Origin of the sequence: Asaia astilbis JCM 15831, from assembly GCF_000613845.1 — a bacterium.
Taxonomy (GTDB): Bacteria; Pseudomonadota; Alphaproteobacteria; order Acetobacterales; family Acetobacteraceae; genus Asaia; species Asaia astilbis.
The window spans coordinates 229,251-242,237 of record NZ_BAJT01000001.1 but is presented as its reverse complement, the minus strand read 5'-3'; the positions used below and the strand labels follow the sequence as shown (position 1 = coordinate 242,237).

At 59.8% G+C, this 12,987-nt stretch carries 12 protein-coding genes and 1 pseudogene; 9 read left to right on the top strand and 4 right to left on the bottom strand.

All coding sequences use genetic code 11. The features are described 5' to 3' along the window. Positions 1-189: 189 nt before the first annotated feature. The 3 genes from JCM15831_RS01125 to JCM15831_RS15640 all read left to right on the top strand — a co-directional run bounded on the left by JCM15831_RS01125 (position 190) and on the right by JCM15831_RS15640 (position 2,535). Positions 190-996, top strand: a complete 807-nt coding sequence (locus JCM15831_RS01125) for a 3'(2'),5'-bisphosphate nucleotidase CysQ family protein (protein ID WP_025822107.1) — start codon at positions 190-192, stop codon at positions 994-996. After that, positions 993-2,003, top strand: coding sequence for an L-threonylcarbamoyladenylate synthase (locus JCM15831_RS01120; protein ID WP_025822105.1), 1,011 nt, complete (start codon positions 993-995; stop codon positions 2,001-2,003). Before JCM15831_RS01125 ends, JCM15831_RS01120 begins: the two co-directional genes overlap by 4 nt. A 127-nt stretch (positions 2,004-2,130) precedes the next feature. After that, positions 2,131-2,535 carry a hypothetical protein gene (locus JCM15831_RS15640; protein ID WP_025822103.1) on the top strand — a complete coding sequence of 135 codons (405 nt, stop codon included), beginning with the start codon at positions 2,131-2,133 and terminating at the stop codon, positions 2,533-2,535. Positions 2,536-2,550: 15 nt separating this feature from the next. Here the strand turns inward: JCM15831_RS15640 and JCM15831_RS01110 are convergent, their stop codons facing one another. Next, complete coding sequence (locus JCM15831_RS01110; protein ID WP_035773547.1) at positions 2,551-3,078, bottom strand: hypothetical protein; 528 nt, start codon at positions 3,076-3,078, stop codon at positions 2,551-2,553. 190 nt (positions 3,079-3,268) lie between these two features. Here JCM15831_RS01110 and JCM15831_RS01105 point away from each other — a divergent pair, with 190 nt between their 5' ends. The 4 genes from JCM15831_RS01105 (at position 3,269) to JCM15831_RS23525 (ending at position 8,358) form a co-directional block, all read left to right on the top strand. After that, positions 3,269-4,099 (top strand): ABC transporter ATP-binding protein, encoded by an 831-nt coding sequence (locus JCM15831_RS01105; RefSeq protein ID WP_035773546.1) that lies wholly within the window; start codon positions 3,269-3,271, stop codon positions 4,097-4,099. Positions 4,100-4,107: 8 nt separating this feature from the next. Continuing rightward, a complete protein-coding gene (locus JCM15831_RS01100) occupies positions 4,108-5,520 on the top strand; it encodes a hypothetical protein (protein WP_156938676.1) in 1,413 nt (470 codons plus the stop codon). A 259-nt stretch (positions 5,521-5,779) separates the two neighbouring features. Then, positions 5,780-6,844, top strand: a complete 1,065-nt coding sequence (locus tag JCM15831_RS22125; RefSeq protein ID WP_232227915.1) for a M16 family metallopeptidase — start codon at positions 5,780-5,782, stop codon at positions 6,842-6,844. Between the two features lie 56 nt (positions 6,845-6,900). Continuing rightward, on the top strand, positions 6,901-8,358 hold the full coding sequence (locus JCM15831_RS23525) for a M16 family metallopeptidase (protein WP_306301795.1): 1,458 nt from the start codon (positions 6,901-6,903) through the stop codon (positions 8,356-8,358). A 55-nt stretch (positions 8,359-8,413) separates the two neighbouring features. Here JCM15831_RS23525 and JCM15831_RS01085 read toward each other — a convergent pair whose 3' ends face one another. Genes JCM15831_RS01085 through msrB form a run of 3 tightly spaced genes read right to left on the bottom strand, consistent with a single transcriptional unit; the run spans position 8,414 to position 9,704 of the window. Next, positions 8,414-8,641 (bottom strand): hypothetical protein, encoded by a 228-nt coding sequence (locus JCM15831_RS01085; RefSeq protein ID WP_025822095.1) that lies wholly within the window; start codon positions 8,639-8,641, stop codon positions 8,414-8,416. A gap of 2 nt (positions 8,642-8,643) precedes the next feature. Next, positions 8,644-9,285 carry a uracil phosphoribosyltransferase gene (gene upp / locus JCM15831_RS01080; protein WP_025822093.1) on the bottom strand — a complete coding sequence of 214 codons (642 nt, stop codon included), beginning with the start codon at positions 9,283-9,285 and terminating at the stop codon, positions 8,644-8,646. Positions 9,286-9,317: 32 nt separating this feature from the next. Next, positions 9,318-9,704, bottom strand: coding sequence for a peptide-methionine (R)-S-oxide reductase MsrB (msrB, locus tag JCM15831_RS01075; RefSeq protein ID WP_035773594.1), 387 nt, complete (start codon positions 9,702-9,704; stop codon positions 9,318-9,320). Positions 9,705-9,998: 294 nt separating this feature from the next. Here msrB and gpmI point away from each other — a divergent pair. Both gpmI and JCM15831_RS15625 read left to right on the top strand, forming a co-directional pair. Continuing rightward, positions 9,999-11,536: pseudogene (gpmI, locus tag JCM15831_RS15630) on the top strand (2,3-bisphosphoglycerate-independent phosphoglycerate mutase). A gap of 6 nt (positions 11,537-11,542) precedes the next feature. After that, on the top strand, positions 11,543-12,826 hold the full coding sequence (locus tag JCM15831_RS15625) for a murein hydrolase activator EnvC family protein (RefSeq protein WP_025822090.1): 1,284 nt from the start codon (positions 11,543-11,545) through the stop codon (positions 12,824-12,826). The last annotated feature ends 161 nt before the right edge of the window (positions 12,827-12,987 follow it).

The following is a 12,987-nucleotide window of genomic DNA, read 5'->3' as shown; positions in this document are numbered from 1 at the left end:
ATGCGCCATTCGACAAACTTGGCTCCATGGTCACAACTCAAACGCCAGAGGCCCTCCCGAAGTGTCAGGCGTCATCTTCTGTCCTAGCCAGCAATAACGAGCCGTCAGTCCGTCACATCAGATGAGCAAATTATTCCCTTCGGTCGTTTTGCTCATGACGATGCCTGGAAGTTGAGGTAAGCGGAATGGATGACTGAGCTTGCCGCCCTCCCTTTCGATGCCGAAGCCCTTCTCGCTCTTGCCGCCCGTCTGGCGGATGAAGCGGCGGCGCTCATCAATGATATTCGCGACAACGGTTTCGAGACGATCATCAAGGCAGATAAATCCCCGGTGACCGAGGCCGACAAGGCCGCAGAACGCCATATCCTCGCCGGTCTGCGTGCTGCAACGCCCGATATCCCCGCCATCGGAGAAGAAGAGGTCGCAGGCGGCACGTTTGTAGAGCCGGGTGTAACCTACTGGCTGGTCGATCCGCTGGACGGCACCCGTGAATTCGCAGCAGGTCGTGACGACTTCACCGTCAATATCGGGCTCATCCACAAAAATCGCCCGCTCCTCGGCGCCATGGCCCTGCCCGCTTATGACCAGCTTTATACAGGTCTGGTCGGACGGGGCGCCTGGCGCCGGGACGTTGATGGCCTGACCGAAATCACGACGGCTCCTCCGCCGGAAGACGGCTTGCGGATTCTGGCCTCGCGCCATTATGCCGATGATCCCCGCCTGAAAGACTGGCTCGCTGGGCGTAAAGTCGCCAAGCTGGGCAATATCGGTTCCGCCGCCAAATTTGCCCGCGTGGCCGAGGGCGAGGCTGATTTCTATCCACGTCTCGGCCCCACCATGGAATGGGACACGGCAGCACCTCAGGCAATTGTGGAAGCTGCGGGAGGTCGCGTACTCGATGAGTCAGGCGCCCCTCTCAGCTACGGCAAGCCTGGCTGGTTCAACCCCCCCTTCCTTTGCACTGGCCGTCCTCTAGAGAACGAGGACCGCACATGACCGATATCCTGAAGGCCGATCCCGCAAGCATTGCCCGCGCCGCTGAGCTCCTCCTCGACGGGAAGCTCGTCGCTTTCGGCACCGAGACCGTGTACGGCCTCGGCGCGCTGGCCACATCGAGCAGCGCTGTCGCGCAGATTTTCGCTGCCAAGGACCGGCCACGCTTTAATCCGCTGATCAGCCATTTCGCCAGTACCGAAGCTGCTTTCGCGCATGTCGAACCGACCGAACTTGCCTACCGGCTGGCTGAAGCGTTCTGGCCCGGCCCTTTGACCCTGATTCTGCCGCGCAAAAGCAGCTCGACCATTTGCGATCTCGCATCAGCCGGTCTGCCGACGATCGCCGTGCGTGTGCCCCGCGGCAACACGGCTCTGGCCCTGCTTGAAGCCGTAGGCGAGCCGGTCGCCGCGCCATCGGCAAACCCCTCTGGACGCGTCAGTCCGTCGGACGCCTTCCACGTGCTGCGCAACATGCATGGACGCGTTGACGCCATTCTGGATTCCGGCCCCTGCTCGGTCGGGCTTGAGAGCACCGTGATCGACCTCTCGCGTGAGGTGCCCTTCATGTTGCGTCCGGGCGGCATCACTCTTGAACAGCTTGAACCCATCTGTGGTGTCCTCCGCAATCCGGATGATTACGCGAGCAAACTGCCCTCTTCACCTGGCATGCTGGCCTCGCATTATGCCCCCGGTCTTCACGTGCGTCTCAATGCGGAGAACGTGGGCAATGACGAAGCCCTGCTCGCTTTCGGACCGAACCCACCAAAGACCGGGCTGGTCTTCAACCTGAGCGAGACCGGCAATCTCGAAGAAGCCGCAGCCCGTCTTTTTGCAGGGCTGCGTTTTCTCGATAGTGAGGGACAGCGCCGAGGGCTCACCACCATCGCCGCCATGCCTGTCCCTCGGCACGGTCTCGGCCTCGCCATTCTCGACCGGCTGCGCCGTGCGGCAAGCCCCCGCCCTGCAGTCGCTGGCGGGGATGACGATCTGGAGAGCATGATCGGCTGATGTCCGGTTCTTTCGACCTAAAGAACTCAAGGTTCTTTCCGACATCCTTGCGCTCGTCCTCGAGGAGCAGGAGGGTCAAGCAGAAGCGGCACTGAACGCTCTGCGCTCACGCGCCAAAAGAAACGCGATGACGGGCGGGGCTCTGAAGAACCTCTTCGTGGCCATTGCACCCAATCCGCCGCCTAAAGCCAAACCACGGTCGCGCACCTCCAAAACAGCCGAGAGCGGTCCGGACGCGCTGGCTGCGCGCCAGCAGATCGTCACTCTGACCAATAATCTCCGGCAGATGGATCTTGAACTGCGCAATTCACGCGCAAAACTGGATGCTGTGCGGTCAGAATTGTTCCAGACCCAGCAATCCCGCGCCGAATTACAAACGCGCCTAGTCACCCGCGATGCACGCAAGCCCTATCTGAGCATTCTGGTCTGGTGCGGCTTTGCAGCCGGCATCCTGATTGGGATCGCCGGTACACAGTTCATCCACTCGATTGCGGACACGCCGCATATGGATCGCTCGATCTACCTGCGTTGACCGAGCGCGTTATTCTTAGTCTCTCAGACCACCCATGATCGGGCGCAGCTCAACCCGGCTTTTGCTCGTGCGCCGTGAAGGCGGGCGAGGCTGACACGAAACCAGATAAAGACCGATCACAAAGATCAGGTTTGAAATCATCACAAAAAGATCGGCCAGCATCAGCGGGCCCGTTCCCGTGATGCCGCTCCAGAAAGAAATCACCAGCCAGACGACATTGAGCGGCCTCATTCCCAGCAAGAAGGAGCGCAGCGGATTGGCCTGGCCGGGGCGGATCAAGGCGCGCATCTTCATGACGGCGAGATAGAAGGCGACGAACAGCACCCAGTTCAGGATGTTGAACATTGAGCTGCCCAGAGAGACCTGACCGCTGAACACCAGGATCGCAATGGCAGAGAAAAAGAAGACGATGGCCCCCAGCTGCAAACTCATGCCGAGTTCAGCCGCAGGCAGCCTTTCGGGCAACCTGTCAGAAGCCGGTTGGAAGACTTTATCGAGCAGCCAGAGATCGGCCTGATTCACGCGTTCGACGAATGTGGACATGGTCTCCGATTTAGCCTGCCCTTTTCTCCCACGCATCTCTTTTCTGCAGCTCTGCCACGAAACGCTCTGTCTGCCCGTTTCTCGGTTCTTTGAAGCGCCTGCTTTCGTAACAAAACGTTCTCTTAGTCTTTGACTCCGCAGCAGTTAGGTAAAAAGATAGTCGTTTCGATTTATTAAGGATTTTTTGAGCATGCCTCTTCCTGTTGCATTCGATCGTCTCTGCAAGACCTACGATGACAGGAATATTCTCGACGACATTACTTTTTCTCTCACCCCGGGTAGCGTCACCGCTCTTCTGGGCCCGAACGGCGCCGGCAAAACAACCCTGATCGGCTGCCTCCTCGGACTTCTGGCCCCGAACTCGGGCTCCGTTCACCTCTGGGGCGAGCCTGCCGGAGCCCTCAGTCCCGAAACCCGCCTTCGTGTCGGATTCGTTCCCCAGACCCTTACCGGCCTCACCTGGTTTCGCGTGCAGGAACTCAAGGATTATCTGGCCAAGTTTCAGGAAAGACCAGAAGATCGGGAAGACAAAAGATGGGCTGACTGGGCGGCGCTCGACCCCAAGGCGCGGATCAATTCTCTCTCCGGGGGAGAGCGACAGCGCCTGGCGATTGTTCTTGCACTGCGCTTTTCTCCTGACCTGATGATTCTCGATGAGCCCGTTGCAAGCCTCGATCCCCTAGCCCGCCGCCAATTTGTCGAGCTCCTTTCAGAGACTGCGCAAAGACGCGAGACAACGGCGCTCATTTCTTCTCACATCATCTCCGATCTCGAGCAGATCTGCGATCGCTTTCTGGTCCTGCACAAAGGGCGCCTTATCAGCGACCTGAAAACCGAAACTTTCACCAGAGAGATCCGCCGTCTCGGCGCCTGGCCGGATGCGAGCCTTGGCCTACAGGTTCTGGCGGACCTTCCGGACGGGAGTGTCTGGGTGCAAGGCTGGCGTCCCGATTTCGAGACAATGAACCTGCCTGTCCTGCCAGGAGATATGGAAGCGCTCTTTCTGGCGTTGACGCGATGAGTTCCGTCATGAAAAGCCACTCATCCCGGACGATCCGTGATTGCCTGACCGCCGCAAAACTCTATGTTTCCCCGGTTTTTATCAGGGAAAACCCCGCGTTCCTGATCAGTGCACTCTATTATGTGCTCACCTTGGGCATCGCGTTGACGATACGGCACCGTCACGCCTGGCACGACGGCCATTATGCCATTCCCGCTTCTCTCGGGTTCATCTGGTGGTTCGTGATTTCCAGCGCGGTTCTGGCGACCAATATCCATTACTGGCGTCAGATCCGCCCCACGACAACCTACCTTCTGCCGCGCCTACAAAAAGCAGAATATCACGCAATCCATCTCGTCACAGCATGTCTGCTCCTGCTTCTTGCTCTGCCTCCCGTTCTGACAGGCGCGCCCCTCCTCAACTGCCTGGCCATCGAAGCCATCGCTTTAATGTTGTGGACAGATCCAGGCAGCCTGGAGCGAGCCTCCCTGCTTAGCGCCAGGCGCGCGCCTCGTACCCTCGTCAAACTGATCGGTTTTTTCGTTCTTCTCGTCCCAAAATGGCAGAACGCCCTTTTTTCGGCACCGTGGTTCGTCGCTCTAGCGATCTGCCTCCTGTGCCTCACTATGGTGATGCACGCTCTCCGCGTCACGAACGACAAATACACACCAACGCCGTCGCAAATTGTACGGAGAAAGCCGCCCGGGTTCCTGAAGGCACCCCTTCGCTCTCTCGGGACCTTTATTAAGTGGCAACCCTCATGGATGGTTCGTCTGCCTCTGACCGACCCAATCCTCAGCGGCTTTCCAATTGCGACGGCGATCCTTGTCGTCGTTATGTCGTTGAGCCTCTCCGGCATGGCCGAGCTTATCTCATGGCTCAGCGACGGCGCCGTACCTTCAGTAGCCGCTTTCCGCCACCACCTCGCCCCTTCAACCCGGCACAGCCTGCTGATCATCGCGATCGGCGTCAGCGCATGGATGCGTCAGCGTGGGGACTGGCCTTTTCTCTTTACGCTCGGGCCATATGGCGAAAAACTTGCTTTCGCCCGCACGGCTTTTCGGCTCCATCTGCAACGCGCCCTTCAGGCCGAGCTGATCGCAGGCACTTTCCTCGGAACCATGTCCTGGATCGGCGGGGAAAAGCCGTTCGTTTCTGCCCTGATCTCTGGACTGAGCAGCGCGCTGATGGTTGTCGGCTTCTCCTTCACGCCTGCCATCGCCTTCCTCATATCAAGGCTGAACCGTCCATCGATTATCTCCCTTGTCACTGTGACCGTAGCAATTTTCGGCGTGCAACTGACAACCAATCTGATGATGGAAAGTCAGGTCTGGTGGCGTTGGCTGCTGCCACCTGCCGTGCTTTTGCTCGCTGCGCCGATCTACCACCTGATCCCGGGGCGACTTGCCAAACAGGATTGGCCGATCGAACCATTACGGTGACAGGCCACTCTCAAGTGGGAGAACGCCTCTGAGCGCAGCGACAAGCCACGCCCGGATCTGACCGGGCGAGCATAGACAGGCCGCGACAAACTGTTACGCTGCCCTCTTTCCCTCGTCTTTCCTGCCATCAGGAGTTTGTCATGGTCGTGCTGCCTCATCTGCGCAAAATGCTTCTGGCGTCTAGCTGCTTGTCGCCCCCGCACTTTCTCTACCTGCTCTGGCCGCTCAAGACGCCCCGACGGCCCATGCCTCCACAGCCATGAACAGTGCCGTACGGACGACCCTGCCGAACGGTCTGCGCGTCGTGATCGTCCCCGATCGCCTCGCTCCTGTTGTGCAGACACAAATGATCTATCTGACGGGCTCTGCCGCTGCGCCCAACGGTTTTCCGGGCACGGCGCACGCGCTGGAACACATGATGTTCAACGGCTCGAAAGGGCTGAGCCGCGACCAACTTTCCACCGTGAGTGCGCGCATCGGCAATGTCAGCAACGCTTTTACGACCGAAGACACGACGCAGTATTATTTTCAGGCACCCGCACATTATCTCGATGTGCTGCTGAAGATCGAAGCCGACCGTATGCGACATGTTCTGCTGACCGATGCCGACTGGTCGCATGAACGCGGCGCCATCGAGCAGGAAATCGCCCGCGATCTCTCGATGCCCTTCGAGCGCTTCCTGATCGAACAGAACAAGGCTCTTTTTGGCGGCACACCCTACGACCACGATGCCCTCGGCACGCGTGAGTCCTTCGACAAGACCGACGCAAAGCTCCTGCGCGGTTTTTATGACAGCTGGTACCAGCCTAACAACGCAATCCTGCTGATCGTGGGCGATGTCGATCCCACTGAGACGCTCGACAAGGTGCGTGCTGAATTCAGCGCCATCCCGTCAGGCAAGCTCCCTCCGCGCCCTGTCATTGACCCGGCACCGGTCAAGGCCAAGACGATCAAGGTCGACAGCGATTATGCAACGGGCATTTTGAGTCTCGCCTGGCGTCTGCCGGGCTCGGACAGCCCCGACTACGCCGCCGCCCAAATTCTGGCCGACGTTCTCGGAAGCAACGTGGAGCGCTTTTTGCTCTCGTCCCGCAAGGCAAGGCCCTCGAGACCGAGTTCTCCTATAATTCGCGCAAGCACGCAGGTGTTGGCAGCGCTTTGGCCGCCTTCCCCAAGGGACAGGACCCGACCGCCCTACTCAACGAAGTTCGTTCCATTCTGGAGACGATCCGTCAGAAGGGTGTTCCCGCCGATCTGGTTGACGCCGCCAAACGCAAGGAAATTGCGGCCCTCGAATTCAACGCCAACGGGATCACCGATCTGACGCAAAGCTGGGCTGACGCGCTCGCCTATAGCGGTGTCGACTCCCCTGCGGATCTGGTGAAAGCCTATCGGGCCGTCACACTGGAACAGGTCAACGCGCTGGCAGCCCGCATCCTCGATCCGGCTCATACAATCACTGGCATCCTCACGCCTTCAGGCGGCAAATCTCCGAGCATTGGTGGCAATAAGGGCCCCGAATCACTCCTGCCTCCTCCGAGCAAGGATATTGCCCTGCCGGAATGGGCCGCGACCGCACTGGCCGACCTGCCCAAACCGGAGCCTTTGTCTCAGCCCGCGCGCTACACCCTGAAAAACGGAATCACCCTGCTGGTGCAGCCGGAGCATGTCAGCCACACGATCCGCCTTTATGGCAGCATTCGACATAATAACGACCTGCAACAGCCCAAAGGAAAAGAAGGCGTTGCAGGTCTGACGAGCGATCTCTTCCTGTTCGGCAGCACCAGCCATGACCGCCTCGCCTTTGCCGCCGCGCTCGATGCGCTCGCCTCTGACGCCAATGGCGGAATTTCCTTCTCGCTCAGCACGCTGAGCTCGAATTTCGACAAGACCCTGTCTCTGCTCGCAGAAAATGAATTGCATCCTGCCTTTCCGGCGCAGGCGTTCTCTGTTCTCAAGCAACAGGCCATCGCCAGCCAGGGAGGCCTGCTGCAATCCCCCGGCTATCGCTTTCAGCGTGCTGTGACCAAGGCTCTCAACCAGCCGGGGGACCCGTCCCTGCGTGAAACAACACCTCAGACTCTCTCATCCATCTCGCTTGCCGATGTGCAGAGCTTTTACAAAGCGGCCTATCGTCCGGATCTCACCACCATTGTCGTCATCGGTGACATCACACCGGAGAAGGCGAAGGCGTCGATCGAAGCTGCTTTCGGCGACTGGAAAGCGACCGGGCCTAAACCCGTCGTCGATCTGCCCGCCCGCCCGCTCAGCAAGGCATCCAAAGCCGTTATCGACGACCCCGGACGCGTGCAGGACACTGTATATCTGGCCCAGACCATCGCCAGCGGCATCGACAACCCTGATCGCTATGCTCTTGAAGTCGGTAACGAAGTTCTGGGGGTCGGCTTCTCGTCACGACTCATGCAGGATCTGCGTGTGCGTACGGGCATGGTCTATTCCACAGGCAGCGATGTCGCCTGGTCGGCCAATCGCGGCGCGTTCCTGATCAGCTACGGCTCGGATCCGGACAAGACCGGCAAGGCTCATGATGCCGCGCTGCATGACGTCACCGCCATGCAAACTGCTCCCGCCTCAGAAAACGAACTGACCAATGCAAAGGCGGCGATCCTGCGCGCCATACCGATGGAGCGTGCCAGCTTCGGCGGCATTGCGGGTCAGTATCTCTCGTTGATCGATCTCGGTCTGCCCCTGACCGAGCCCGATCAGCGCGCGCAGGCTGTTTATTCGATGAGTGCCAAACAGGTGCAGGACGCTTTCCACCATTGGCTGCGCCCTTCAGAAATGGCGCAGATCATCCGCGGTCCTGCCTCGAAATAAGCAGGAAATACGGTTCCCTCTTCCTTATCGGGAGAGGGAACCGAGCAAAGGGATTTCAGAAGTCTGCGGGGGCTTCGTCCGAGGCCTCAGCAATCGCTGCAGCCTCTTCCTGCAAATAAGCAGCGAGATCACCGCTAGCCGCCGCGTTGAGATCGCGTTCGCTTATCCCTGCTGACGCGGCTTCTGCGAGACAGGCTTTCGCCGCATTCTCGGGCGTGTCCCAATTTTGATAGTGAGCCTCAACCCAGCTATCGAGCCATTCATCGACATCTTCGCTGGTCATTTTCAGCGTGTCCCGAACAGGCGATCACCCGCGTCACCCAGACCGGGACGGATATAGCCCTTCTCATCCAGCCCACGATCGACCGCGCAAGTGACGATACGCACATCGGGGTGGCTCTTGCTCAGGAAGGCAACCCCTTCCGGTGCGGCCAGAAGGCAGACGAAAACGATATTTCGGACGCCATTGGCTTTAATCCGGTCTATCGCGGCAGAAGCGCTATGACCAGTGGCGAGCATGGGATCGACCACGATGCAGTCGCGCTCGGCCACATCGTCGGGGAGCTTCATGTAATACTCGACGGCTTCGAGCGTCTCATGATCGCGGTAAAGCCCGACATGGCCCACACGCGCCGAAGGGATCAGATCGAGCACGCCGTCGAGGATCCCGTTCCCCGCACGCAGGATGGAGACGAAGCAGAGCTTTTTGCCCGAGAGCTGACGCCCCTCCATACGCTCGAGGGGGGTTTCGATCTCGACAGGCTCGGTGCTGAGGTCACGTGTCGCCTCATAGCACATCAGGAGACTGAGCTCGCGCGTGAGGCGCCGGAACCCGGCAGTCGAGGTTGAAGCCTGACGCAGACGCGTCAGCTTGTGTTGAACGAGCGGATGGTCGAGCACGACCAGAGAGGGAGGAAGGGCAGTCATGTCATCATCCCTAACGAAAAAACGTTGCGCTGTCAGCTCGGCTCGAAACGAAGCGAGAGGCCATTCATGCAAAAGCGCAGCCCGGTCGGTTTGGGACCGTCCGGAAAGACATGCCCGAGATGCCCCTTGCACTTGGTGCAATGCACTTCGATGCGTGTCATGCCATGAGCCTTGTCGACGGTCGTCTCTGTGACCGCATCACGGGGCCGGAAGAAAGACGGCCAGCCACTGCCACTCTCATATTTGGTCGAAGAGTCGAAGAGAGGGGTGTCACAGCCCGCACAGTGATAAACGCCCTCGCGCTTTTCATCGTTGAGCGGGCTTGAGCCCGGGCGCTCGGTGCCGTGCTCGCGCAACACGCGATGCTGTTCGGGGGTCAAAGGCAGGCTGCAGCTTGGCGTCTGGTTATCGTCACTCATGAAATCGACCTTTCTCAGTACGACCATGCGGGTATCTGCCCGCGTCATCATGCGCATTATCCGTCTCTAACGCGCAGAATTCAGCCGGTTTTCCCTTAAGGCTCCGATTTCAGATCAGTTCAAGAGGGAACCGAGAGCGATCGCGACGAACCAGCGAAGAGGGCTCCATGCTCCTTCCATCACCCGGTCTTTTGATTGATCGATAGGCAGCTAAATTGGGACATGCTGGCTGGGTAGAGTTCGCACGGACGCTGATATGGGGCATAATGTCTCCAAATTTGCAGGAGATTTTTCATGTCCGCATCGCATTCTGGCACCCCCCGCCCTGTCATGCTCGTCATTCTCGACGGGTTCGGTGACAGTGCCATCCGTGAAGACAACGCGGTTGCCCTGGCCAACACGCCGATTTTCGACCGTCTCTGGGCCAGTTCGCCCCACGCCTATCTCAGAGCCTGTGGCGAGGATGTCGGCCTCCCCGAAGGCCAGATGGGCAATTCGGAAGTCGGTCATCTCAATATCGGTGCCGGACGCGTGGTGATGCAAAACCTGCCCCGCATCAGCCGAGCCGCCCGCGACGGCTCTCTTGCCGAAAACCCGACCCTTCTCGCCTTTATCGACGCGCTCAAGTCCAGCGGCGGGACGTGTCATCTTGTCGGGCTGGTGTCGACCGGTGGCGTTCACTCTCACATGGATCACGTCGTCGCTCTGGCCAGGATCGTGTCTGCGGCAGGCGTCAAAGTGGCCGTGCACGTCTTTTCTGACGGGCGCGACACCGCTCCGAACTCTGGCACAGGCTTTGTCCAGACCCTTGCTGCCGATCTGCCCGAAGGGGCCTCGATTGCGACGATCAGCGGGCGTTATTATGCCATGGATCGCGATAATCGCTGGGAACGTGTCAGCCTTGCCTATGACGCCATCGTCTCGGCGAAGGGAGAGCATGCTGCCGATGCGCTCTCGGTTCTTCCCGCCAGCCAGGAAAAAGGCGTGACGGATGAGTTCGTCATCCCGACGGTCATCGGCGACTATGCCGGGATGAAGGATGGGGACGGCATCCTCTCAGCCAATTTCCGCGCCGATCGTATCCGCGAATTGCTGGACGCATGGTGTTCCCGGAATTCGACGGCTTCGAACGCTCGAAAACGATCGAGTTTGCTTCGGTTTGCGGCATGACGGCGTATAGCTCGGCGCTTGCCCCGTTCATGGGCGTGCTCTTTCCCAAAGAATCGATGGACCAGCTGCTTGGCGATGTCGTGTCTCAGGCGGGCAAGACGCAGCTTCGTATGGCCGAGACGGAAAAATATCCACATGTCACCTACTTCCTGAATGGCGGGCGCGAAGCCGTGCTTTCAGGCGAAGAGCGCATTCTGGTGGCATCCCCCAAGGTCGCGACGTACGATCTTCAACCTGAAATGTCGGCCCCGGAACTGACAGATCACGCTGTTGCCTCGATCGAAAGCGGCAAGTTCGATCTGATCGTTCTCAACTACGCCAACCCTGACATGGTCGGTCATACGGGCGTTCTGTCTGCCGCGATCAAGGCCTGCGAGGCGGTCGATACAGGTCTCGGACGCATCGTCGCTGCCATCGACAAGATGGGAGGCGCCCTGATCGTGACGGCTGACCACGGCAATTGCGAGACCATGCGCGACCCGGAGACCGGTGGCGCCCATACGGCGCATACGCTTAACCGCGTACCCGTGATCCTGCATGGCGGCCGCGATGTGACGGCGATCCATGACGGACGTCTGGCCGATCTGGCACCGACGCTGCTGGCCCTGATGAAGCTTGAACAGCCCGTCGAGATAACTGGCAAGAGCCTCATCGGCGGCTGACCCGGAATGCCGGTCAAGAAATCGATCCTGACCGGCTGCTTCCTGATCGGGGCCTGTTTTTACGCCCCCGCCCCGGTCTCAGCAGCGCCGCACGCTGCTTCCCACGGGCATCGAGCGCCGAAGAGCGCCAACCAGCAGGCTTTGGAAAAAGCGCAACGCGCGCGCAAGGCGCTCCTCTCTCGTCGGGCAGGAGAAGCTGCCCTGATTGCAACCCAGCGCGCGGCTCAGGCAAAAGCCACGCAGGAGGCCGCCCTGCAGGCCGCACGGGCGCACCATTTTTCCGACCTGACACAGGACGCTGCAGCCGAGCTCGCGACGACCGAAAAGCAGATCGAGGATCTCACACAGGAAATCGCCCGGCTGGCGGCTCAACAAGAGCAGCAACGCGAAGCTCTGGCCCGCAGACGGGCCAGCTTCCAGGCCATCCTGCCTGTTACGCTCCGTCTGGCCCGTTATCCGAGTTCCTCATTACTAGCCCTCTCCGGACAGGCTGACGACGCAGTGCAGGGATTGAGCCTCATCGCGGGTCTGACAAAACTGACAGAACGTCAGTCAGCCGATCTGCGTGGACAACAGGTCTTGCTCGACCGGACGGCGCAAGAACTTGCCGAGCGCAACACTGCGCTCGAAAATGCCCGCAGGAACGCGGAGCGCCTGCACAACCTCAATGCCCGCAAAATGGACGTTGCCACGCACCATCAGGAAGAAGCGCAAACCCGGGCACAACAGGCCCGCGAGGAGATTGCCGCCGCCACGGCCAAGGCGACAACGCTCGATGACGCGCTGGCCGCCATCGAGCAAACTCAGGCGACCATCCGGACACGCATGGAAGACGAGGCCAAAAACCTGGCCCGTCAGAATCGCAAGGCCAAGGCGCGCGCGGTGGCGTCTCAGGCAAAGCACCTCACCAGTTCGGGCGGCGCAGGCGTGAGCCATGGCGGAGGCCAGGGGCCCGTCTCGGGCACCATCCTCACGGCCTGGCATCAGGACACAGAGAGTGGCCCGGCAACGGGAATCACGTATGGCGCTCGACCGGCAAGCCCCGTCACAGCCCCTTGCGCCGGGCAGATCGATTTCGCCGGACCGTTCCGCTCCTTCGGCAACATGGTCATTCTCGATTGCGGGCGCCATTATCGCTTTGTGCTGTCGGGACTGGGGCAGCTTTCTGTTGCGAGCGGACAAAGCGTCAAACGTAATGCGCCAATGGGGCAGATGGAGGCGTCCGGAGGGCGTCTGTTCGTCCAGCTCCGGGCAGGCAGCAAGATCGTCGATCCCCGCCCCTATCTATGAGCGTTAACCAAAGAAACGGCGGACCCCACTTGGCTATTCTGCGTTGTTTCGACAGAGTGGTATAAGAAGACTATATATTTCAAAAGTCAGGTTGGTGAGGGTCCGGGTTCGCGGGTTCAGCTGACAAAAAGACGCTAACAGGATCGGCCCCCGAGCCGGAT